Source organism: Gymnodinialimonas ceratoperidinii, assembly GCF_019297855.1.
Lineage (GTDB): Bacteria > Pseudomonadota > Alphaproteobacteria > Rhodobacterales > Rhodobacteraceae > Gymnodinialimonas > Gymnodinialimonas ceratoperidinii.
This window is the reverse complement of the sequence record NZ_CP079194.1, coordinates 2,749,074-2,772,178: the sequence shown is the minus strand read 5'-3', so window position 1 is coordinate 2,772,178 and position 23,105 is coordinate 2,749,074. Positions and strand designations below refer to the sequence as shown.

Annotated in this window: 18 protein-coding genes; 15 read left to right on the top strand and 3 right to left on the bottom strand. The window is 67.5% G+C overall.

The genetic code is table 11. From position 1 onward, the window contains the following. The 9 genes from KYE46_RS13395 (at position 1) to KYE46_RS13355 (ending at position 9,710) form a co-directional block, all read left to right on the top strand. Positions 1–972, top strand: coding sequence for a membrane dipeptidase (locus KYE46_RS13395; protein ID WP_219001121.1), 972 nt, complete (start codon positions 1–3; stop codon positions 970–972). Beyond that, on the top strand, positions 969–2,666 hold the full coding sequence (locus KYE46_RS13390) for a hypothetical protein (RefSeq protein WP_219001119.1): 1,698 nt from the start codon (positions 969–971) through the stop codon (positions 2,664–2,666). The genes KYE46_RS13395 and KYE46_RS13390 overlap by 4 nt, the downstream gene beginning before the upstream one ends. Next, positions 2,663–3,223: a DUF3726 domain-containing protein gene (locus KYE46_RS13385; RefSeq protein ID WP_219001117.1), complete on the top strand. Its 561-nt coding sequence runs from the start codon at positions 2,663–2,665 to the stop codon at positions 3,221–3,223. The genes KYE46_RS13390 and KYE46_RS13385 overlap by 4 nt, the downstream gene beginning before the upstream one ends. A 111-nt stretch (positions 3,224–3,334) precedes the next feature. Then, positions 3,335–3,910 carry an FHA domain-containing protein gene (locus KYE46_RS13380; RefSeq protein WP_219001115.1) on the top strand — a complete coding sequence of 192 codons (576 nt, stop codon included), beginning with the start codon at positions 3,335–3,337 and terminating at the stop codon, positions 3,908–3,910. Then, positions 3,907–5,442 carry a PP2C family protein-serine/threonine phosphatase gene (locus KYE46_RS13375; RefSeq protein ID WP_219001113.1) on the top strand — a complete coding sequence of 512 codons (1,536 nt, stop codon included), beginning with the start codon at positions 3,907–3,909 and terminating at the stop codon, positions 5,440–5,442. Before KYE46_RS13380 ends, KYE46_RS13375 begins: the two co-directional genes overlap by 4 nt. Position 5,443: 1 nt before the next feature. Then, complete coding sequence (locus KYE46_RS13370; RefSeq protein WP_219001112.1) at positions 5,444–6,307, top strand: hypothetical protein; 864 nt, start codon at positions 5,444–5,446, stop codon at positions 6,305–6,307. Positions 6,308–6,316: 9 nt separating this feature from the next. Continuing rightward, positions 6,317–8,317 (top strand): FHA domain-containing protein, encoded by a 2,001-nt coding sequence (locus tag KYE46_RS13365; RefSeq protein ID WP_219001111.1) that lies wholly within the window; start codon positions 6,317–6,319, stop codon positions 8,315–8,317. Next, entirely contained in the window at positions 8,314–8,763 is a 450-nt protein-coding gene (locus KYE46_RS13360; RefSeq protein ID WP_219001110.1) for a hypothetical protein, read from the top strand. The genes KYE46_RS13365 and KYE46_RS13360 overlap by 4 nt, the downstream gene beginning before the upstream one ends. A gap of 8 nt (positions 8,764–8,771) precedes the next feature. Then, on the top strand, positions 8,772–9,710 hold the full coding sequence (locus tag KYE46_RS13355) for a sulfite exporter TauE/SafE family protein (protein ID WP_219001109.1): 939 nt from the start codon (positions 8,772–8,774) through the stop codon (positions 9,708–9,710). On the opposite strand, the gene KYE46_RS13350 is transcribed toward KYE46_RS13355, so the two are convergent. After that, complete coding sequence (locus KYE46_RS13350; protein WP_219001108.1) at positions 9,711–13,196, bottom strand: WD40 repeat domain-containing serine/threonine protein kinase; 3,486 nt, start codon at positions 13,194–13,196, stop codon at positions 9,711–9,713. A 100-nt stretch (positions 13,197–13,296) separates the two neighbouring features. On the opposite strand from KYE46_RS13350, the gene KYE46_RS13345 reads away from it, so the two are divergent. Then, complete coding sequence (locus KYE46_RS13345) at positions 13,297–13,947, top strand: tyrosine-protein phosphatase (protein ID WP_219001107.1); 651 nt, start codon at positions 13,297–13,299, stop codon at positions 13,945–13,947. Positions 13,948–13,989: 42 nt separating this feature from the next. Here the strand turns inward: KYE46_RS13345 and KYE46_RS13340 are convergent, their stop codons facing one another. Further along, positions 13,990–16,245 (bottom strand): serine/threonine protein kinase, encoded by a 2,256-nt coding sequence (locus KYE46_RS13340; RefSeq protein ID WP_219001106.1) that lies wholly within the window; start codon positions 16,243–16,245, stop codon positions 13,990–13,992. 250 nt (positions 16,246–16,495) lie between these two features. Between KYE46_RS13340 and tig the strand changes: the two genes are divergently transcribed. From tig to KYE46_RS13315, 5 genes are all read left to right on the top strand, one after another. Beyond that, the gene (gene tig / locus KYE46_RS13335) at positions 16,496–17,821 is read left to right on the top strand and encodes a trigger factor (RefSeq protein WP_219001105.1); all 1,326 of its coding nucleotides are present in this window, start codon (positions 16,496–16,498) and stop codon (positions 17,819–17,821) included. A gap of 240 nt (positions 17,822–18,061) precedes the next feature. Continuing rightward, positions 18,062–18,754 (top strand): hypothetical protein, encoded by a 693-nt coding sequence (locus KYE46_RS13330; RefSeq protein WP_219001104.1) that lies wholly within the window; start codon positions 18,062–18,064, stop codon positions 18,752–18,754. A 74-nt stretch (positions 18,755–18,828) separates the two neighbouring features. Then, entirely contained in the window at positions 18,829–19,329 is a 501-nt protein-coding gene (locus KYE46_RS13325; RefSeq protein ID WP_219001103.1) for a hypothetical protein, read from the top strand. A gap of 276 nt (positions 19,330–19,605) precedes the next feature. After that, a complete protein-coding gene (locus KYE46_RS13320; protein ID WP_219001102.1) occupies positions 19,606–21,072 on the top strand; it encodes a hypothetical protein in 1,467 nt (488 codons plus the stop codon). A 251-nt stretch (positions 21,073–21,323) separates the two neighbouring features. Continuing rightward, positions 21,324–21,779 (top strand): hypothetical protein, encoded by a 456-nt coding sequence (locus tag KYE46_RS13315; protein ID WP_219001101.1) that lies wholly within the window; start codon positions 21,324–21,326, stop codon positions 21,777–21,779. An 82-nt stretch (positions 21,780–21,861) separates the two neighbouring features. Here the strand turns inward: KYE46_RS13315 and KYE46_RS13310 are convergent, their stop codons facing one another. Further along, complete coding sequence (locus KYE46_RS13310; RefSeq protein ID WP_219001100.1) at positions 21,862–23,067, bottom strand: PQQ-dependent sugar dehydrogenase; 1,206 nt, start codon at positions 23,065–23,067, stop codon at positions 21,862–21,864. Between the last annotated feature and the right edge of the window lie 38 nt (positions 23,068–23,105).

The window sequence follows — 23,105 nt, the reverse complement described above, 5'->3', positions numbered from 1 at the left end:
ATGAGAATTGACGGTTTACAATATTGTAACTGGTCGCGGCCTATCTTCGAGGAGATGCGGGCAGGGGGCCTCGACGCGGTGCATGTGACCATCGCCTACCACGAGGTGTTCCGCGAGACGGTTTTGCAGATGGAGCGGTGGAACCGCTACTTCGAGGATCACGGCGACCTGATCGTGCAGGCGCGCACAGCGGCGGATGTCGAGGCGGCGAAGGCCTCGGGGCGCACGGCGATCATCTTCGGGGCGCAAAACCCCTCGCCGATCGAGGATGATATCGGGCTGGTGGAGATCCTCCACACCCTCGGGCTGCGCTTCATGCAGCTGACCTACAACAACCAGTCGCTGCTGGCGACGGGCTGCTACGAGGCGGAAGACCCCGGCCTAACGCGCATGGGCCGGGAAGTGATCGCAGAGATGAACCGCGTGGGGCTGGTGGTGGACATGAGCCATTCCGCCGACCGCTCCACCATCGAGGCGGCGGAACATTCGACGCGTCCGATCGCGATTACCCATGCCAATCCCCACGATTGGCACCCCGCGCGGCGCAACAAGCGCGCCCCGGTGATCGAGGCGGTGGTGGCCCGCGGCGGGATGATGGGATTCTCGCTCTATCCCCATCACCTGAAGGGCGGCAGCGCGTGCACGCTCGACAGTTTCTGCGGCGCGATGATGGACGCGGCCGCGCAATACGGCGTGCGTCATTTCGGCATCGGCAGCGATCTGTGTCAGGATCAGCCCGACAGTGTCGTGGAATGGATGCGCGTCGGGCGCTGGACCAAACAGATCGATTATGGCGAAGGCTCCAAGGACAACGCGGGATTCCCGCCGCAGCCGCCTTGGTTTCGCAGCAATGCCGATTTCCCGAAGCTGGAAGAGGGGCTGCGCGCCGTGGGGTTCGACGCCGACAGCGTCGCGGCACTGATCGGGGGCAATTGGCTCGACTTCTTTGACAAGAACTTCGGTCCGCAATGAAACAGCCCGCGCCCCAGACCGTCACGATGCGCGACCCGCAGGAGGTGATGCGACTGGCGCGCATGGGATCGATGCATCAGTCGCGGCTGTCGTTCATGCGGGTGCTCTTGCGCCGGATGAAGGGGGAGGGCTGGCAGTTCTTCCGGCCGGAATGGTCGGTCGACGCCCGCGGCGAGGGTCATGCTGTCTATACCGCGCGCACGGGCGCGGCGCGCGACGCGCGGGCCTATTCGCTGGTCGCCTTCGCCCATGATCTGCCCGCCGACCAGCGCAGCGACCGGGTCATCGCGACCGCGTGGGACGCGACCTTCGTGCTCTTCGACGGCGTGCCTACGGCAGCCGAGATCGAGGTGTTGCGGGCCAATGTGCCGAAGCAGGAAGCGGGGCGCGTTTCGCAAAAGGTGCTGACGCTCAGCCGCGCCAACCGCTCGGTCCGGATGTGGGACGACGTGGTGGCCGCCTTGGCGCGGGGCGAACAGCCCGACGCCGCCAAGATCGATGACGTGGGCTACCTGATGCGCACGACGGCGGTCTACGGATCGGCCAAGTTCGGCGCCGCGGACCGCGCGGTGATCGCGGCACGGCCCGAGCTTGCCGCGCCCTTTCAGGCGGAGATGCTGACCGTCTACCTGATCCGGACCTTCGTGATGGATCTGGTGGGTCACATGGCGCGGGCGCAAAACCCCGAGGCCGCCAAGCTGGACCCGGCGCTGAAACGCCGCTTCGGGATCGGCAATTCCACCGGCCTCGGCATGGCGCCGTTCCTCGTCAACCACCCCCGGCTGATCCACCGCTGGATGGCCGCGCGCGAATGGGCGCTGGCCGAGGTGCGCGGGTTGAGCCACGCAAATGCCGAGGAGGTCGAGGTCTTCCGCAGCTTCACCGCGCGGGCGCGGCGCAACGCCGAGGAATGGCACTCTGCCCACCCGTTGCAGCAGGCGAAACTGGCCCAGTTGCGCGCCGACATGGCCGCGTTGACGGCGCAGGTCGCGGCGCATGATTTCGACGCCGCGCAGCCGTGGGACAGGCTTTGGCGCTGGGGCGAGGCGCATCTGGGTCTGGAGGGGCAGGAGCAATTGGCCTCGCTGCTGCTGGAGCCCTACGGTCCGCTGATCGATCACGCTGCGGACACGATGTCCGTGGACGAAACGCCGGCGCGGATCGACGGCCAGATGGAGATTGCCGACGTGCGCGCGCTGATCGAGCGCATTCATCCCAAGGCGCTTGCCACCGATTGGGACGCGCCCGAGGCCTGCGCGCGGGTCTGGTATACCTCGGCCGAGAAGCTGGAGCCGCGCTTGGGCGAGCGGGCGGAAGAAGACCTCGACGCCTATGCGAATGCGCTCTGCCCGGCCCATGATGCGGCGAAGCTCTACGCGGCGCTGGAAGGGCAGTCGGGGCCGGTCGCGCGCTTTCTGCTGCGCGCGCCCGAGCATCGCCACACGCTGCGGCGGCTGCAGATGGCGGCCACCCATCCCTATGCCGAGATCCGCGATAACACGACCCACGCGGAGATGGCGCCGATCGATCTTCTGCGCGCGAAGCTGAGCTTTTTCGGCGCGACACGCTTTGATCCGCGGTCCGATCGCTGGCTGCGGATCACCATGTTTCAGCACGCGCCCTATCCCGACGAGCTGGCTCATGGCGACCCCGATGGATGGAGCTATCCGCCGCTGGAAGGCGCGCCCGGATGACGCTCGACCTGTCGCTGGGGGAGCTTCAGGCGCTCTGCACGAAGGCCGCGCGCGGGGCGGGGCGGGCCGTGGGCGTCGCCGAGGACGCGGGCCACGCGGTGCGCTGGTTGTGTGCGCGAGAGCTCGATGGGGCGGGGGCGCTGGTGGCGCTGTTGCAGGCTACGGACGGCCGCACAGCGACAGAACTGGCGCCGGATCCTGAGACGCTTGCGGCCCCCCGCGATGCGCTGTGTCCTCTGGCCCTCGGCGCTTACCTTTCGGACGCTGATCTGACCCCCGATGGGCCTGTCGGGCCGGTCCATGCGCCCTTGCTGTTGCGGCCGTTCCTCGTGGCGATGGGCCGGGATCTGGCGCCGCTGGAGGCCTCGTCGAAGCCCCATGGGCCACAGATGGTGCGGCTGATGGCCTGCGCCATCGCGTCCGATGCCCGCGCCACCCGCGCGCATCCCGATGCCGACAGCCTCGACGCGCTCCACGTCTTTGCCGCGCGCACCTATGCGCCCGCGACCGAGGCCAGCCGGGCCGGTGCGGGATCGGGCCTCTCGGACAACGATTGACCCACGGCGCGGCGCTGGCCTGCGGGTTTCCACCACTGGCGGAGCGGACCAAACTCCTTCACCTTCCGGCGGAGTGTGCTACCAATTCAATGACGTAGCTTGAGGATGCCGATGGCCAAGAAACCCATCCTGACCGAGGAATTCAGCGCCGACGCCCTGTCGCCCGCAGTGCCCCATGTCACGCCGCCGGGGGCCACGCGGCCGGTCGCAGAACCCTCGGCCGAGGCGGAGACCGACCGGGGCGGGCGTGACGCGGCGGGCCATGCGCGGCCCAAGACGCGCATCCTCGGCTACACGCGCCCGACCGAGACGGATGCCACGCCGGCCCCCGCGGCCACCGAGACGCCGCCGGTCGGTTGGCTTGTGGTGACGGGGGGGGCGGGCCGCGGCGCCACACGGCCGCTGCGCGCCGGGATGAATGCCATCGGGCGCGGGGATGAGACCCATGTGCAGCTCGATTTCGGCGACACGGCGATCAGCCGCGCGGCCCATGCCTACGTGACCTATGACGCCGAGGCGCGGCGGTTTTTCCTCAGCCACGCAGGCAAGACCAACATCGTCCGGCTCAACGATGCGCCGGTGTTGGAGAGCGTGCCGCTGGACCATGGCGACAGCTTGCGCGTCGGAGAGACCTGCCTGCGGTTCGTCGCGCTCTGCGGGCCGGACTTCGATTGGGCCGAGGCATGAGCCCGACCGGCTACGATGTTGCCACGGCCCTCTGGCAGGGCGCGCGCCCCTATCAGGAGGATACCCTGCTGGCCGATTTTCACGGCGGCATGGACCGGGGCTTCGCGGTGCTGGCCGATGGGATGGGCGGCCATGCGGCGGGGGACCTCGCCTCGCGGCTGGCGGTGATCGACGCGGCCAGCCACCTGAAATTCCTGATCCACGACGGCCCGGCGCTGGAGAAAACGCTCCACGCCGAGCTGACCTCGGCCATCGAGACGGCGAACGAGGTGCTGCGCGACCGGGCGGCGGATGATCCGCGCCTCAAAGGCATGGGAACGACCTTCCTTGCCACGGTAATCTTCGAGGATCGGCTCTATTGGGCCTCGGTCGGGGACAGCCCGCTCTACCTCTGGCGCGAGAACGGGTTGCGCCGCCTGAATGCGGACCATTCGATGGCGCCGGTGATCGACCAGATGGCCCGAGCCGGAGAGATCACCGAGGCCGAGGCGACAGCCCACCCCGACCGAAACGCGCTGACCTCGGTGTTGATGGGACGCCCCTTGAAGGCGATGGACGTGCCGGAAACCGCAACGGTGCTCGACCCCGGTGATGTGCTGGTGCAGGCCTCGGACGGGGTGCAATTCCTTGACGACAAAAAGATTTCCGCGATCATTGGCAAGGCGGTCGCGGCGGGCGAGAGCAGCGCCGGGATCGCGCGCGCCCTGATCGCGGCCTTGCAGGAGCGCGACGACCCGACCCAGGACAACACCGCGATCATGGTGCTGCAACTGACGCACGCGGCGGGGGCTGGCGGCGGCGCTCACGCGGGCGCGGCGGCAAGCGGTGTCGTGGCGTCGGAGCGCGCCGTCGGGACGGCGGCGGCAACAACGCCCCGCGCGGCGACGCCCACCGACATCCCCCGGCCTGCGGGCGCGCGGCGGTGGCCGGTGCCGGTCGCGCTGTTGAGCGGGGCGGCTGCCATGGCCGCCGTGGCGTTCGTAGCACCTGGGGTGTTCACGCCACAGGATCCCGCGCGCGCGCCCGAGACGTTGGAGATCGCCGCGGCACCTGAGCCTGCGCCAGAACCCGAGCCATCGCCCGAGGCTGCACCCGCACCTGTGCCCGCGCCGCCCGCCGCCAGCCTGGCGCCGGGCACGGCTTCGTCTGGTGGCGAGGGGAGCGCGGGAAGTGTCGGAACCGGTACCTTCAGCGCCGTCGAGGCCCTGACCGCCGCGCCTGCGCCCGTCTTCGACGATAGTGCCACTGCTCCGACCACGGCGGTGCCGACGGCGCGACCCGCGCCGCCCTCGGCGCCCGTGGCGGAGGTGGCTGACGCCGTGGCCGCGCCTGTTGCCGTACTCCCGGTGAAATTCGCGGCGCGCGCGGGCAGCCCCTCGCTGGTGCCGCAAACCGATGCGCCGGCCGTGGCCCCGCTGCGCGAGGGTATCAGCGCGCCGGTCGCGCCGCTTGTCCCCGAGGCTCAGCCGATCTCGGAGCGGGAGCAGCGCTTGCCAAGTGCCTCGGACGCTTCCCGCCGGTCGGGGGGCTGAGATGCAGGACAGCGTTGAAATCTCGATACATTTTGCCGCCACCATGGCGACGGTCGTGGCCCCGCAAAGCCTGCGCCTGCCGGTCGAACTGGGCCGGGCCGGGCCCGACAACACCGGCCGTCTGAGCGCCGGGGACGGCCAGATCGTGAGTTTTGGCGATGGGTTCGGCACGCTGTCGCGGCAACATATGACGATTGCGCAGGACGCCGACGGGGTCGTCGTGGTGACGGATCACTCCTCCAACGGCGTGTCGCAGATCGGGCCGGGCGGCAGCGCGCCGGTCGCCATGGGGCGCGGCGGCACCGTGCGGATGGCGCCGGGCGCGTTGCGGGCGTTCGATACGGTCGGCCTGCGCATCACCGTCAGCGCGCCTCGGGTCGCGCAGGTGGAGACGATCGGCCAGCCGCTCCACCTCGTTTACGACAGCGCCTCGACCGGGCGGCTGAAGGCGCTGGACCTCGACGGGGTCTCGATTTCGCTGGTGGCAGAGGGGGCGGAGGTTCTGATGCGCCGCCGTCCGGGCGGGGCGCGGCAGGCGCTGGCCGAGAGCCGGGATGAGGGGGCGATGTGCCTCGTGATGGTCGGCCCCGACGGGCGCGGCGGGATCGAGGCCATCTGCGGCGTCACCGGCGAGGTCACCCACAATCGGCGCGCGCTGGATGCCGACGAAACGGTGCCGATGGACCACCTCGACACGGTCGAGATCCGCGGCCAGATGTTGCGGATCATGTCGGCGGAAGACGGCAAGGGGCTGAGCTGCGCCAACCCCGCCTGCCGCCAGCTCAACCCCTATCTGCCGGGCGAGAATTGCCGCTACTGCGGGCAGCGTCTGGGCGATGGGGTCTCCTACTGGGTGCACTCCTAAGGTGTTGGGATGATTGAATATCCCGTCCGGTTCCGGGTGCGCCAGATCGGCATCGACGGCAACACGATCGGCCCTTCACGGATCTTGCTGTGCGAAGAGCCGGGCAGCTTCCTGATCGGCAAGACCGAGGCCGCCGATGTGCCGCTTTCGGGCGATGCCGTATCGCGGCGCCACCTGTCGCTGGTGTTGGAGACCGAGCGCGTCGCGGTGCGCGATGAGGGCTCCACCAACGGCACCTTCGTGAATGGCACCCGCATCGACGAAGTGACGCTCTCAGTCGGCGATCAGGTCTCGCTGCCGGGCTGGCTGCTGGAGCTTCTCGGCCCGGCGGAAAGCAAGGCGCGTGTGGCGGATGTGGGCGGCGTGGCGGTGGATGCGAGCCTCGTCAGCCGCCTGGTGATCACCGATGACGACGCGCCCCCGGTCTCGCGCCGACGCTTCCCCGATGCGGAATTCGGCGCGCGCGATAGCGTCGACGTGGTGGCCCTGCGCGCTTCCGGCAACCCGGTGGAAGAGGCGCGGTTCTGCGCCGTGGGGGGCGGTCTGGGCAGCTTCGCCTGGGTCGATCACCTGCGCTGCTACGGCGTGTCGGCCACCGACATCACGGTGATCGGCACCGAGAAGACCTGCTATCAGACCTACAAAAGATACTGCAAGAACAGCCAGATACCCGATCACGAACGGCTGCGCTCCAACTCGCAAAGCCGCCCCGACAACATGTGGGGCTTCCCCGGATACGCGCTGCGCGAGGCGGCGCGGGGCACCGGCTTCGCGGGCCTCCTGCAAGTGTTGGCAGAGCCCACCCTGGCACAATCCTACACGCCGCGGGCGGGCGATGTGTTCGACAGCCTCGATGCAGAGGCCGCGCGGATTGGATGGGCGGAGATGTTGGTCAAGGCGCAGGTGCTCGGCCTGCGCAAAACCACGGACGGGCGCTACGCCGTGGCCTACAAGCTTTGGGGCGGGGAGGCGATCGGCGCGGCGCGCAACCGCTACCTCGTGGCAGATGTCGTGCATCTAGCGACAGGCTACCCCGCCACGCGATTTGTCGATGATTTCCAGACGTTTATCAGCAACCACCCCGAGGCGCGGGCGCAGGTGGCCAATGCCTATGAGCCCCACGACCAGATGTATCTGGAGGCCGAGAAGCGCGACGGCCCGGTGCAGGTCGTGGTGCGCGGGCGGGGGATCGTGGCCTCTCGGATCATTCAGCGGCTACACGAGGCGCGGGCGAAAAATCCGGCGCTTCGCATCGTCCATTCCATGCGCGGCGCGCTGGGCCCGCGCGACGGGGCGCAGTTCGGGCAGGCGCGCCGGATGGTGCGCAATGACGTGCAGATCCAGCCCTTCAACTGGCCGAAATCCTGCTGGGGCGGCGACCTGCGCGCGCTCTACGAGGCGGCCGACACCCCCACGCGCGGCGCGCTTCTGGCGCAACTGGGCGGCACGACAACGGCCGAGCGCCGCGACTGGATGGAGATCGTGGAGCGCGGCAGCGAGGAGGGCTGGTACCGCCCGGTTTTCGGCGCGATCGAGCGCCTGTCGCCGCTGCCGCCCGACGGCGCGCAACCCGCCGGCGTGCGCGTCGAGATCGCCACACCGGAGGGCAACGTTGCGCAGATCAACGCCGATTATCTTATTGATTGCACGGGGTTGATCGCGGACATCAGCCGCGCGCCGCTGCTTGCGGACCTGCTTGAAACCTACGACCTCCCCCGCAATCACGCCTACAGCGCCGAGGGGGAGGGGCCGTTGCAGGCGACGGGTCTGGCCTGCTCGGACGACTTCGAGATCGAGCGCCTGCGCAATGATGCCGGGCGGGTCTACGCCGCGGGCACGATCACGAGTGGCGGGCCGTATCTGGCGGTCGACAGCTTCCTCGGGTTGCAATACGCCGCCCTGCGCGCGGTCGATCACCTGGCAGTAGAGCGTCACCACAAGGTGCGCCCCCTCGGCCCGCTGCGCTCGACGCTCGGCTGGACGAAATGGATGATCGGAGCGCGCCCATGATCCCGACCCTCTCAGGCCGCCTGCAAACACGCATATTCCTGTTTCTCGTCATAGGTTTACCCATCACGATCCTGTTCGGCATGGCGCAGGCCGGCTGGCGGTGGGACTGGTCGGTGGTGCAAATCTACCTCTGGTTTCTCTGCGCCGTGGTCGGCATGGGCCTGCTGTTCGACCCGCTCTATATCTTCGCGCAATCTTTGCGGTGGGAGAGGGACTGGCCCTTCGCGTTTCAGGCCTTCTTCTCGTGGGTGGAATTTGGCGTGGTCTACTTCCTCGCGCGCGCGGGCCTCGTGCCGTTCCTGCCGGAGACCGCGTTCCAGAGCCTCGGCACCCCGGCGCTGCATTTCGCGCTGGTTTTCGTGCCCTCCTTCCTTGTGCTCCTCGGCCCGATGCAAGTCCTCTTCCTCCGCTGGCGCTTCAAGGGCGGCCAGTTCGGCAAGCTGTGAAAAGCCCGATGGCCGCCATAACTCGTGTCTGGGTGCCGACCCACCTGGGCCTCCTGCTGCTCGGCTATCTCTGGTTGCTCGGGCAAAGCGCGCTCGATCTCGGCGTGCTGACGGGCCTTTGGTTCTTCTTCCCGGTAGGCGTGATCGGCGCGATCATCGCCAATGCGACGGGAACGGGCGGCGGCGTGGTCTTTGTGCCGATCTTCACCGCGCTGCAGGAGGGCGGCATCGCCTTGCCGCCGGAATTGCTGCGGATCGCCACCTTGAAACCGGAGGAATCGGTGGCCGTCTCCTTCGCGATCCAGTGCTTTGGCATGTCCGTCGGCGCGCTGGCTTGGGCGCGCGCTATCTTCGTGAAAGAGGCGCTGGCCTGGGATGAGAGGGTCTCGGGGCAAACGTTAATGGCGTTAACCTTTGCGCCGCTGGCAACCGGCGTGCCGGCGCTTTTGCTGACGCAAACCTACGTGGAGATCGCCGGCGCGACGCTGCTGATCTGGTTCAAACTCTTCTCCCTCAGCCTCGGCATCACGCTGCTGATCTTTGCCTGGGCGCAACGGCGGCAAGCAGCGCGGGAGCGCAAACTTTGGGTCTCGCCGAGGGAGCTTTGGGCCTTGCTCGGGATCGGCGTGATCGGCGGCATGGTGACGGCACTCTTCTCGGTCGGGATCGGAGAGTTCCTTGCCATCTACCTGATCCTGCGCCGTTTTCCGACCAAGGTCGCGATCGCCGTCGCGGTCTGGGTCAGCGTCGTCTGCGTGCTGGTCGGCGTGTGGGATGGCTATTTCGCGGGCCTCGTCCGGCTTGAAATCGTGCTCATCGCAGTGCCGGGGGCGGTGGTGGGCGGCGCGCTGGCCAAGGGGATCGCGCAGCTTCTGGGCGCGCTCTGGCTCAAGACGCTGGCCTCGCTCTGGATCATCGGCTCCAGTCTCTACCTGCTGCTTGGTTAATCAGTTCTCGACGTTCCCGGCGAGGGTGATCCGCGCGTCGCATTCGACCCCTTCCGGTGTCGCGAGCCAGACGTCCAGCGCGCGGGTCGTGCGGCCGCTGTCCGAGAGCCTGAGGGGCGCACCCGGCGGCGCGAAACGCCAGTCGTCGCCGAAGCGCGCGATGATCGTCGGCGCGCAACTGGCCTCGACAGAGACAGCGGCGGCGTAGTCACGGCCGGTGCCGAGGATGTCGATCGCCACATCGGGCGCGCGGCTGACGTAGACACCCAGTGGACGGCGGGAGAGCGCACGTCGCAAGGCCGGGTCCTGCACATCCAGACAGTCGGTCAGGCTGATCGAGCCGCCCGCTGCGACCGAGAAATTGCGCCGTCTTTCCAGGGCGTTGGGCAAAATCGGGATGCCCTCCATCGCGCGGTCGATCTCGGTGCAGCCGCTCAGGTCGGACCCGTACTCAGCCGCCCCCATGCGCCAGATCTGCGCCTCCGCCCCGGCGTCGCGACCGGTGGCGAGGTAGCTGTTGTCGAAGCTGAAATAGCCCTGCGCCGCATCGCCGAAGTTCTGAATTTCCAACCCTGTGGCGACGTCCAGAAGCCGCGCGTCGCGGGTCTCGGTCGCGCCGATGAAGATCATCTGGCCGTCGGCGGAAAGCGAAAGCGTGGCGTCGCGCGTGTCGGCATCGATCGGTCCGGTGCCGCGGAGCGTTCCGGACAGCAGGTCGATCACCTCCCACCGCTCGGTGCCTGCGCGCAGGAAATTGAGGCGATCTCCGGAGAGGCGGTAGGTTGCGTAAGTCGTCTGGGCGGCCAGCGTCTCGGTCAGGTTTTGGGCGATGAGATTGTCGTAAATCCTCACGTCGCCGTTACCGTGGAGGACCAGGAACCCCTGATCCTCGCCGATTGGCGCAAGGGCCGCGACCGCGCCGATCTGGTTGGGCGCGGTCTGCAGAAGCGTCCCATCCGGCGCGAAGACGCGGATGTCAGAAGGGGTCAGGACGTTGATTTCATTCCGGGTTTCCGAGAAGGCGACGCGGATGGAGGTGCCGGCGGGAACCGAGGTGATGACACGCTCGGTGGCGGTTTCATCGGGATCGGCAAGGGCTGCGAGCGAAGTATTAACGACGTTAACGATCCCGTTCTCGCTGGCGCGTGTGTAGACGAAAAACTGCTCGTCGGTGCTGATCGCGCGGTTGGCCGTGGTTACCGTGACCGGCTCGAACCGCAGGATTTCGCGGCGCCTGCGCACGTCATAGAGCCTATTGGGCGCGCCTTCAGGGGTCGTGGCGATCAGGTAGGCACCGCCCGGAGAAAAGCCCAGACGGACGACGCGATCCGGGATGCCGCGCGCCAGATGCGCCTCGTAGGTGCCGGTGCGCCGGTCGTAGAGCGCGATGCCCCCGGTGCTGTCGACCGCGGCGATCCGACGGTTGTCCCACGAGAAGCGCGGCAGCAGGGCGAAGGTCCCGTTTGGGGCGCGCAGCGTGGCTTGCGGCTCCCATCCGCCGCGGGCCTCAAGGGCGGCCTGCTGAGCCGCGCTCAGCGCCGCTTCAGCTTCGGTGAGGGCAGCGGTCAGTGCGTCGTTGCTGGCCTCGAGCTCCGCGAGTTGCCCTTGCAAGTCCCTGTTTTCACGCTCGAGTTCTGCCACGTTCTCGCGCAGAGAATTGACTTCGGCGAGGTTGGGCAGGGGCGCGTTTTCCAACGCCGCGATCTCTTCGCTGAGCCTGAGGCGCGCCGCTTCGGCCGTCTCCAACGCGCCCTCGACCCGGCGCAACTCTGCTTCGACGGCCTCCAGTTCCGCCCCTTGGGCGACCGCCAGATCAAGCTGCGCATCAAGGGTGGCGGCGCGGATCGTGGCAGCGTTGAGCGCGGCTTCGGTGGTCGACAGATCGGCCTCCGCGCGGGCCAGAAGGGCCGCCGTGGTGCGCGCTTCCACGAGGCGCGAGGTGGCTTCCGCAAGGCTCGCCTCCAGCGCGTTGACGCGGGCGCGGGTGGTTTCGCCCTCGGCCTCGAGGGTCTCGATCTCATTGGTTAACGCGCCGGTCTCCGTCTCGGCCTCAGTCAGGCGCGTCTGCGCCTCGGCCGCCTGCGCCTCGGCGGTTTCGGCCCGTGACAGCGCCGCTTCTCGTTGCGCCTGCGTAGAGAGCAATTCCTCGGCAAGCGCATCCTGTGCAGTGAGTTCTGCCTGCAAGTCGGCGATCTGGCGGGCGGCGGCGTCCCGGGCCTCTCGCGCGGCGTCGAGTTCGGCCAGGGTCGCCGTCATGTCACCGCTGGCGGCTTCCAGTCGGGCCAATTCGGACTGCGCGCTGGCGAGAGTTTCCTCCAGTGCAATCAAATTGTTAGCCGCTGTTTCTCGCGCCGTGGTCGCATCGGCCAAGGCCGTCGAGAGCCCCGCCATTTCCGCCTGCATCTCCTCCATGCCGGGGGTGAGCCACGGAGGCTGCACGGCCCAGATGCCTGCGCCGACCAGAGCCGCCAGAAGTGCGCCGAGGGCCACGCCTTTGGCCAACCCCGCGCCACGTGCGGCGGGAGCGTCGGCGCTTTCCGGGCTGATCGGTGCATCGGTTAACGCGGTTAACCAAGCTGCGGCATTGGCGGGGCGATCCTCCGGCACCATGCGCAGGGCGCGATCGATGAGATGGAGCAGGCGGGGATCATGGTCGGGGAAGCGCCCGGCGATGGGTTGATAGGGGTCGGGCTGGCCCGTCGCCATGGCGCTGGCGCGTTCGTCGGCGGCCACCGGAGCCGCGCCGGAGATCAGGTGATGCAGCGTCGCGGCGAGGGCGTAGAGATCGGAATGCGGCCCCTGTTTGGCGCCCGAGACATAGAATTCGTGGGGCGAATAGCCATCGGTCACCACCCGGAACGTGCCGGCCATGCGCGAGCGGGCCTGGGTCTCGGCGCGCGCGGCGCCGAAGTCGATCAGCTTCGGTTTGCCGAAGGTATCGATCCGGATGTTCTGGGGTTTGATATCGCGGTGCAGCACGCCCTGCGCGTGCACATAATCGAGCGCGCCCAGAAGCTCTCGCGCTAGCGACAGCACGCGCTCGGGGGGCAGGGGGGCGTCCTCGATCTCTTCGTTCAGGTCCCGGCCGTGGATGAAATCCATCGCCATGTAGGCGGTGCCGTTTTCCTCGAACAGGCTTTGCACGTGGACGACATTGGGATGGCGCAGCCCCGCTAACATATTGGCTTCGCGCAGAAATTGGGCGCGTGCCGTTTCGAAGTGTTCCGAGGTTCCCGCCGACGTGGCGCTGACGGTGTGAGACATCGCCGCGCGTTGGGCGAGGCCGAGGGGGAAGCATTCCTTCACCGCCACGTCGCGGCCCAGGGTGTCGCGGGCGAGGTAGGTGATGCCGAAACCGCCCGAGGCGATCAGGCGCACGATCTCGTATTGGCCCTCCAACAGCGTCCAGCCCGCGGGAAGCTCTCCGGCGGGCAGCAGGTGGGTGACGGCATCGGGACCGCGCGGGGTGGAAGGCGTCTCGGCCATGGAGGTATCCTCGCGCCGGGGGGCGGGCCTGTCTACGGGTCATTCGCACCGCCCGCTCGGAAGCCTTGCATTCTTGGCGCGGCTGCAACAAATGAACGGGATGTCTTTGAGTTTCGCACAAAAAGTGGCTGCCGGTCTGGCGGTCTGGACCCGTCGCTACGACGGCAAGATCGACAGTCCCCGCGGGCGCTGGCAAGGGCAATTCTATGCCGATACGGTCGATCACGGTCTGCTGCGGAAACGCTGGACGAACGAAGGGCAGATCGCCGAGGGGCTGTACCGGTCCAACCATCCCAACGCCGCGACGCTGGCGGCATGGAAGGCGCGGGGCATCGTCGAGGTGATCAGCCTGCGCCGGGCGCGCGGTGCGGTCCATGAGTTCGAGGCCGAGGCCTGCGCGGCGCTTGGTCTGAAGCTGCGCAACACCGCGCTCGCCTCGCGCGCGGCGCCGAAGGTGCAGGCGCTGTTAACCCTTCTCGACATTTTCGACACGATCGAACTGCCGGCGTTGATCCATTGCAAGTCGGGCGCCGACCGGACCGGGTTGGCGGCGGCGATGTGGGCGATCCATGTGGAGGGTAAATCGGTCGCCGAGGCCAAGCGCGCGCTTGGTTTGCGGCACCTGCATTTCCGGGCCTCCAAGACCGGCGTTCTGGACCGGTTTCTGGAAGCTTACGAGGCCCGTCAGGCCGAGGGAGAGATCAGCCTGCGCGCGTGGATCGAGACGGAGTACGATCCGGCAAGTCTCTGATAACGCGGCTGATTGATGGGCTCAGGACCTGTCAGGGCTGTCTCAATTCAGCCATGTCTCCACTTCCAGGTCGGCCATGCAGCTCGATCCGTCAGTGGTCCCGATCCAGATGTCGATCCGTCCTTCGATCGCCTCGGGGCCCGAGAGGTTCAGCATCGGCAGGATGCCCCCGTTGCTGTTGTCGTCGAAATGCCAGACCCGATCGTTGGTGGCCACCAGAAGCGTCGTGTCGCATACCGAGACGACCTGCATTTCCACCCGTCGGAACTGCGCCATCTCGGTGAGATAGAGGGTGAAGGCGGGGCTCGCGTTAACCACGCCCGTGACGTTGAAGGGCATGTCCGTGCAGGCGGTGAGGTCGAGGGTGCCGCCGGCCTCGGCCTGCAAGACCTGCGGGCTGTAGATGTCGGTGCCGGTGAAGCGGAACTCCTCGCCGGGGCTGGCCCAGGACGGACAGACGCCGGCCGCGCCGGTGGCAGGGCCGGGGTTGGGCAGGGTGGCGTTGGCGGCCATCAGGTCGATGGTGGCGCGCGCGGCGCGAAGCTCGCGCGCGAGGCGGCCGGCTTCCTCTTCCGCTTCGGCGAGGTTCTCGGCCATGCGTTGCAGATCCGACTGCGCGCGGGTGGCGGCGCGCTCGGCCACCTCCTGCGCGGCCAAGGCGGCATCGCGGTCGGCGATCAAGGTGCTGTTGTCGGGGTTCTCGGTGCCGAGGCTTTCGATCTGATCCTCCAGCGCAGTAATCTCCGCGCCGAGGCTTTCGAGCTCGGCCAAGGCCGCGTCGCGGGCGGCTTCGGCTTCCGCGCGGGCCGCTTGTGCCTCTTCGAGATCGGCGGGCGCAATGGCCGAGGTTTGCGCGGCCTCCAACGCCTGCTGCAGATCGCTTAGCTCCGTGGCGAGGCTGCGCTGCGCTTCGAGCGCTGTTTCCTGCTCGGCCTCGGCTGTCGCCAACTGGCTGCGCAGGGTGGTGATTTCGGCGGTGTCACCCTCGCTGGCGGCGCGCAACTGCGCGCGCAGATCGCTCACCGTTCGGGCTAGCTCTTCGGCCCGCTGCTCGGCCAGATCGCGGGCGTCCGATGCGGCGGCGACATCGCTCTGCAAGACGCGCGCGCTCTCGGAGGCGGTGTCGAGATCGGCCTCCAGCCCCACCACTGCCGCTTCGGCTGCCGCTAATTGGCCGCGCAGATCGGCGTCCCTTTCGGGCGGATCACCCAGGGCGAAGATCGCGGCCACGACGAGCGCGAAGGAGGTGATGCCGGCCACGGCGACGCCCTTCCAGAAGCCGCCGGACGGCGCGGGAGGGGCGGCCGGGACCGGCGCGTCGGACACGGGTGGCGCGGCCGTCTCGGGGATCGCGGCGAGCCATGCGGCGGCATCGACAGGGCGCGCGCGCAGGGGGCGGGCCAGCGCGCGGTCGAGCAGGGCGAGCAGGCGCGGGTCATGGGCCGGGAAGCGCCCGGCGAGCGGCAGATAGGGATCATCCTCGCCGTTGGAGACCTTCTGCGCGCGTACGTCGGCGGCGGCCGGCGCCACCCCGGCGATGCAGTGATAGAGCGTCGCGGCCAGTGAATAGAGGTCGGAGGCCGGGCCCTGCTCGGTCCCCGGGATGTAGAATTCATTGGGCGAATAGCCGTCCGAGACGACACGAAACGTGCCCGCCGCGCGCGACTGCGCCTTGGTTTCGTGCCGCGCCGCGCCGAAATCGATGATCACCGGGGTGTCCAGCGGATCGAGGCGGATGTTGGCGGGTTTTATATCGCGGTGCAGGAGCCGCTCCTTGCCGCGTTCGGGGGCGTCGCGGTGCAGGTAATCCAGCGCGCCCAGAAGGGCGCGGGTCAGCTCCATGACATAGGCGGGCGTCAGCAGCTCGGGCTCATGGGCGATGACATGCTGCAGGTCGCGGCCTTCGATGAAATCCATCGCCATGTAGGCGGTGCCGTTTTCCTCGAACAGGGTCTGGACGTGGACGATGTTGGGATGGCGCAGGGTGGCAAGGGTGCGGGCCTCGCGAAGGAACAGGGTGCGCGCGGTCTCGAACGGCTCGGCGGTGGAGGCGCTGGCGGCGGAAACGGTGAAATCGCCCGCGCGGAGCGCCAGTCCGGCGGGGAAGCATTCCTTGATGGCGACCTTGCGATCGAGGTTGTCGCGGGCCTCGTAGGTGATGCCGAAGCCGCCCGCCGCGATCCGCCCGGTGACGCGGTACATGCCCGATGAGAGCGTCGCGCCCACCGGCAGCTCTCCAGCCGGGCCGTCAGGCAGGATCCTTGTCTTGGCGGGATCGGGGTCTGGGGCGTCGGACATTGAAAAAGCGGGCCTTTTCGGGCGGGGTAGGGTGGGGCAGGGCCGGTGACAGCCTCTCCCCCGAATGTGGCGATTCCACGCTTATTTTGTAAACCGCCGGCTTACCTTACGCAAATCTACGCGTGCGCCCCGCCGCGAGGCGTCCTCCCCCTTGCGTATTGAGGTCTCCACCCATAGAAGGAGCGCGATTTTCAAGACGAATATGCCTGCGCGTGAGCTGCGCGCGCGCGTGCTGCAAAGAGGAACTCCCATGCAAATCACCGAGACCCTGGCCGAGGGCCTGAAGCGCGAATACACGATCACCGTTCCGGCGTCGGATCTGGAAAACCGCGTGAACACCAAGCTGGAAGAAGCGCGCCCCGAGGTCGAGATGAAGGGCTTCCGCAAGGGCAAGGTGCCCATGGCGCTGCTCAAGAAGCAGTTCGGCCCCCGGATCATGGGCGAAGCGATGCAGGAATCCGTTGATGAGGCCATGCAGGGCCACCTCGACGAGAGCGGCGATCGCCCCGCGATGCAGCCCGAGGTCAAGATGACCAACGAGGACTGGAAAGAGGGCGACGATATCGTTGTCTCCATGTCCTACGAGAAGCTCCCCGAGATCCCCGACGTGGACTACAAGGCGCTCAAGCTCGAGAAACTGGTCGTCACCCCCTCCGAGGAGGAAGTGAAGGAAGCGCTCGATAACCTCGCCGAGAACGCCGAGAACTTCGAGACCAAGAAGGGCAAGGCCGCCGATGGCGACCAGGTCGTCTTCGATTTCGTCGGCTCCGTCGACGGTGAGGAATTTGAAGGCGGCGCCGCCGAGGATTTCCCGCTGAAGCTCGGCTCCGGCCAGTTCATCCCCGGCTTCGAAGAGCAGCTGGTCGGCGTGAAGGCTGGCGAAGAGAAGAACGTGGAAGTGACATTCCCCGAGGAATACCAGGCCGAGCACCTGGCCGGTAAGGCCGCCGTTTTCGCCTGCACCATCAAGGAAGTGAAAAAGCCCGTCCCCGCCGAGGTGGATGACGAGCTGGCCAAGAAATTCGGCGCCGAGGACCTCGACGCGCTGAAAGGCCAGATCACCGAGCGTCTGGGTGCCGAGTACAAGGGTGCCGCACGCGCCGTGATGAAGCGCTCGCTTCTGGACCAGCTGGACGAGGTTGTTTCCTTCGACCTGCCGCCCTCGCTGGTGGAGGCCGAGGCCAAGCAGATCGCGCATCAGCTGTGGCACGAGGACAACCCCGAGGTGGAAGGCCACGACCACCCCGAGATCGAGACCACCGAAGAGCACACCAAGCTGGCCGAGCGCCGCGTGAAGCTTGGCCTCCTGCTTGCCGAACTGGGCCAGAAGAACGACGTCACCGTTTCCGACGCCGAGATGACCCAGGCGATCATGAACCAGGCACGTCAGTACCCCGGTCAGGAGCGCGCCTTCTTCGAGTTCATCCAGCAGAACCAGGCCGCGCAGCAACAGGTCCGCGCACCGCTGTTCGAGGACAAGGTTGTCGACTTCATCGCCGAGATGGCCGACGTGAGCGAGAAAGAAGTCTCCAAGGACGAGCTGAAAGAAGCTGTCGACGCGCTCGACGAAGAGTAATCTTCCGCCCATCCGGGCCAAGACTGAAACAGGGGCGTCCTTCGCGGGGCGCCCTTTTTTCATGGGCGATGGTCCGCGTTGTTATTCGATAACGAGAGCCCGCTTTTGAGTATCAGGCGAGGGCAGGGTCATAGTCATCCCATCGCCGCATCCCGGCATTTTCTGACTGCTTTTTTATACCGTTAACCTTTCTTTCGTTCTTTCAACCCGTCCCCATTTTTACTTCAAAGGCTTAAACCAATGTTAAAATTTCCCATCGCCCTGGCGATCGGCCTGACGGTGGCAAGCAATGCCGCCAGCGCCGATGTGATCGTCATACAAGGCGCCCCTTCCGATGGCCCCGCCATCCTGTCCCATGGCCTCCATGGCCCGTTTCCGGGCGACCTCGGCCCCGACCACGACATTTTCGACATGCCCGCGTTCCATCGCCTGGCCGAGATGTGCGAGACCCTCGGGCTCGACTGCGACGCAGAGCACGCCACGGCAGAGGGGGGTATCCTCCCGGAATGGACCCCGCGCCATATCGCGGACGCCGAGAAACGCCTCGCCCTGTTGATGCATGACCGCGAGGACCTCGCGGAGGCGCTGGAGGAGCATTTCGACAGCCTTCCGGTGCCGCGTCCCGCCAACCCGCTGCCCTTCACGCTCTTCGGGTGGAACACGCTGCCGGGCCGGCCCTATATCGCGCCGCGCGATCTCGACGATCTTCTGGCGCCGCTGCCGCGCCCCTCGGTGCCGCATATCACGCTGCCCCGTCCGGTCGTGCCGCACCCCGTGCTGCCGCGCTCTGTTCTGCCCGCCCCGGTGACGCCGCGCGCCCATGACCTCTCGGGCTTCTACCACCGCCTGAATACGCCCGGCGCGACGCTGCCCCGGGGCATGATGCCCCGCACGCTTCTGCCGCGTCATGGCTTTCCCTGGCGTCCGTTCTGACCCCGCCCCTGTCCTGCGCCGCATATTTGTCGGGGCAGGGCGCTTTCCCCCTCCTTCATTCGAGTAGAAAAATTATGAAACAGACCTTTCCCCTCATGGCCGCTCTCGCCGCCACCCTTCTCGCCGTCCCGGCGACGGCGCAGGACATCAACAGCATCCTCAACCCCGGCAACTTCGCCGCGCGCCTGAACATGGGTGACAGCCCCGCGTTGGTGCGCCTGCCGCGTGACATGTCGGATCTCTTCGAGGGCCGCATCCACGGCGCGGTCATCGCGGACCAGATCGCGGCGCTCGACCCGGCCACCCGCAGCCTCGCGCCGCTGCGCTCCATCGCGCCGGTGCCGCGTGGCACCACGGCCCGCCTCGCGCCGGTGGGCGACGCGCCGACCGTCACTACCCTTGCGCCCGCCACGGACGGCGCGGGGCTGGCCGAGATGATGGCCGATGCCGCCGACGCCGCCCCTGACGGGGCCAACACGCTGGTGATCAACGGCGACACGACCGCCGTGATCGAGGCGAGCCCTGCGGCCGAGCCGCCGCGCCGCAGCCTGTGGCAGCGCCTTTTCGGCGGCTGACCCCACCCATCTCCCTGCCGCCTTCGATTTCACCGGGGGCGGCGTTTCCTTGAAGTCCTTGATCAAAAAACGCTTTGGGCTGCACCAGAGCCCGGCTATCCTGCCTCGCGTATAGAGAAGGTCAGGGTTTCCGCAGTTCTTCGGGGAAATTTATTGCCATACCAATGACCTCATTATGACTAGCTATGGCGGTCTGACATCCCCTCGTCAGACGCCGAACAGGAAGGAAATTACCCGATGCGCCTAATGACAGCGAGCGCGATTGCAATGTTTGCAATGGGCGGAGCCGCGTTGGCCTGCCCCAATTACCAACTCTCCGGCGGCTCCCTGAGCTATGACGCCTCGCAGATCGGCGCGCCGCAAGGCTTCGCGGTTTCCGCAGGCGGCGAGTTTACCCTCGACCAGTGCGGCCTGGGATCCCTGGGCTACGGCCAGTTCCGCGCCGCGCCCGACCTGACGCTGAACCTGACCAGCATGGCGGGCCGCGAGTTGGATGTTTACGCGACCTCGAGCTGTGACCCGGCGATCCTTGTGAACGACGCCAATGGCCAGTGGTACTTCAACGATGACCGCAACGGGCTCCAGCCCGGGCTGACCCTGCCCGCAGGCGCGGCCGATGGCCGGGTCGATGTCTGGCTTGGCACCTTTGCGGGCGGCGGTTGCCCCGCAACGCTGGCCGTCCACGCCTTGCCCGGTGGCGGCGCGCAGCCCGTGCCGGTGCCGGTGCCGCAACCGACGTCGCCGCCGCAACCGGTGCCGGTACCTGTTCCGGTCCCGACCGCCGCTTGCCCGACGTGGGAAGTCCCCGGTCCGGCGCTGTCCTTCGATGCAAGCCAGATCCTCCAGCCACTCAGCTACGTGGCGCAGGCCACCGGCGGCACCGATGTCTCCAACTGTCCCAACGTGGAGGGCCGACGCTACGCGAGCCAGGTGCCGCAGTTCTCGATCACCCTGAGCGGGATGGAGGGCCACAGCCTGCAATTGCTCGCCAACGCCCAGTGCGACTCGACGCTGCTGGTGAATGGCGCGAACACCCAGTGGTTCTATAATGACGACGGTCAGGGCCAGCTTCAGCCGCAGTTGGATATCTCGGATCAGGCGGCGCTGAACGGGCGCATCGACGTCTGGGTCGGCACCTATAACGACACCTCCTGCCCGGGTACCTTCACGCTGCAGGCCATCCCGGTGGCCACCACGCCGCAGCCGGTCCCGGTACCGCAGCCCGTGCCGACACCGCAGCCGGTTCCCGTGCCGGTGCCTGCGCCCACGCCGGCGCCCGTGCCAACGCCTGCACCGACGCCTGCACCGGCACCGACCCCGACCGCAGGATGCCCGAGCCTCGGCTCCGAAGGCATTGTCGTCACCACCGATGGGGCGGCGCTTTACGGGCCGGATCGCTTCACCGTCAGCGCGGGCGGCATCACCGCCCTGTCCACCTGTGCCGACATTCCAGCGTCGGCGGGCGTGGCCTATTCCTCCCCGCATTACACCTTCTACCTCTCGGGGATGGAGACCTATGGGCGGCTGGAGATCGAGGTCGAAAGCGATTGCGACACGACGCTTCTGGTCAATGACGCCCAGGGCAACTGGCACTTCGACGACGACAGCGGCGGCAACCTGCAGCCCGAGATGAACCTGTCGGATACGGCGGCGCTGAACGGTCGGGTCGACCTCTGGGTTGGCACCTTCGGCGAGGGCATCTCGTGCCAGGCGGAAGTCGAGCTGGAGACCTGGAACTTCTGATCGAAGGGCTCGGGCACAGATGATGAGAGGGGCGCGACCTGGCATGGGTCGCGCCCCTTTTTCGTTTCCTATCAGCATCTTGGGGACGTGTTAACGCGCGCGCAGAGGAGGTAAGGAATCCCACACTTCGCAAAAACCGGTTTTGGGGCGATAGTCTTTCCATGGCAACGAGATCCCGCCACCGACCAATTGAACGACCTACCACCTGAACGACCACCCCTTCTAAGAACAAGAATTTGGAGACCCTGATCATGAAAAAGCTATTCGCCGCCGCCTTCGCCCTCATCGCCACCGCCGGTATCGCCGCCGCCTGTCCCGCGTGGCAGAACCAGGGTGTGCAGACGGGCTACACCACCGGCCAGGACCTCTGGACGCCGAACCATTACTCGGTGACTGCCGGCGGCAACCAGTCCCTGCGCAACTGCGGCTGGAACCACTCCGGCCACGTCATCTCGCGCCCTGATTTCGAGTTCACCATCGACGGGCTGGAAGCCTACCGCCGCCTCGAAATCCGCGTGAACGGCAGCTGCGACACAGTCCTGCTGGTCAACGACTCCTCCGGCAACTGGCACTTCAACGACGACGGCTGGGGCAACCTGAACCCGCTGCTGAACGTCCACAACCCGCGCTCCGGCGTCTTCGACATCTGGGTCGGCACCTACGGCACCAACCTGTGTGGCGCGACGCTGCAGATGGAAACCTTCTGATCCACCAGCCAGATCGATCCCACAAGCGGCCCGCCCATTCCGGCGGGCCGTTTTGCGTTGCGGGACTGCGTGTCGCGAGGGCCTATTGCGACTCCGGCGTCAGGCGGATCAGCGCGCCGGGATCGTCGTCGATCAGGATCAGGATCGCGCCCTCTGCGTCGACCGCCACATCCCGCACGCGACCTTCGCCGCTTCTCAGGCGCTCTTCGCCCGTGACCTCTGTCCCGTCGAGTTCCAACCGCACGAGGGATTGGCCCGCCAGCGCCCCCAGAAGGATGTCGCCCTGCCAGTCCGGGAACATCTCTCCCTCGTAAAAGATCAGGTCGGAGGGCGCGATGGAGGGGTCCCAATAGTAGCGCGGCTCGATGAATTCTGGGCCATGGGCCTGCACGCCGTCGCCCACGTCCGAGCCATTGTAGTTCACACCGTAGCTGACGATGGGCCAGCCGTAGTTGCCGCCGGGCTCGAGGATGTTCAACTCGTCACCGCCCGCGGGCCCGTGTTCCAAGAGCCAGAGCGTGTCCGTGCCGGGCTGCAGCGCGAGGCCCTGGATATTGCGATGGCCATAGCTGAGCACGCCGGGCAGGGCGCCTTCCACGGCACCCGTGATGGGCTGGAGATCGGCGTCGAGCCGGATGGTCACGCCATAGGCGGCCTCGGCCGGTTCCTGTGCCAACTGACGGTTTTCCGGCGTGAACCGGTCGCCGGTGGTCACGGTGAGCGTGCCGTCGTCCCCCACCAGCACGCGGCTGCCGAAATGCGCGGGGATCGCGGAGGCCGGGGTCTGACGCCACAGCTCCTCGACCTCCGAAAGCGCCGTGTGATCCGCCGACAGCACGGCGCGGGCGACAGCGGTGGCCGATCCGGCAAGGCCATCGCGCGCGGCATAGGTGAGGAAGAGCGCCCGGCTTTCGGTGAAATCGGGGGCGAGGGCGATATCCAGCAGACCGCCCTGACGCATCGCGCGCACCTCGGGCACGCCGCTGATCTCGGGGCCCATCGTGCCGTCGCGGGTGATGTGGCGCAGCGCCCCTCCGCGCTCGGTCACGAGGTAGCCCGCGTCATCGGGCAGGATCGCAAGGCCCCAGGGATGCGCCAGCGCACCGCTGATGACTTCTTCGGCGAAGCTGACATCCGAGGCAACCTCGGGCGCTTCGGTCTGCGCCTCGAAGGCCGCAACGCTGGCCGGGTAGCTGCCGGTGCCATCATTAACCGGGCTTTGCGCCACGGCGGCGGTGCCGGCGAGAAGCGAGGCAAGAAGGAGCGGAGCGGGTAGGGAGCGGGGCATAGGGGACCTCGGAATTGGAAGCGTTCCCCAAACAAATA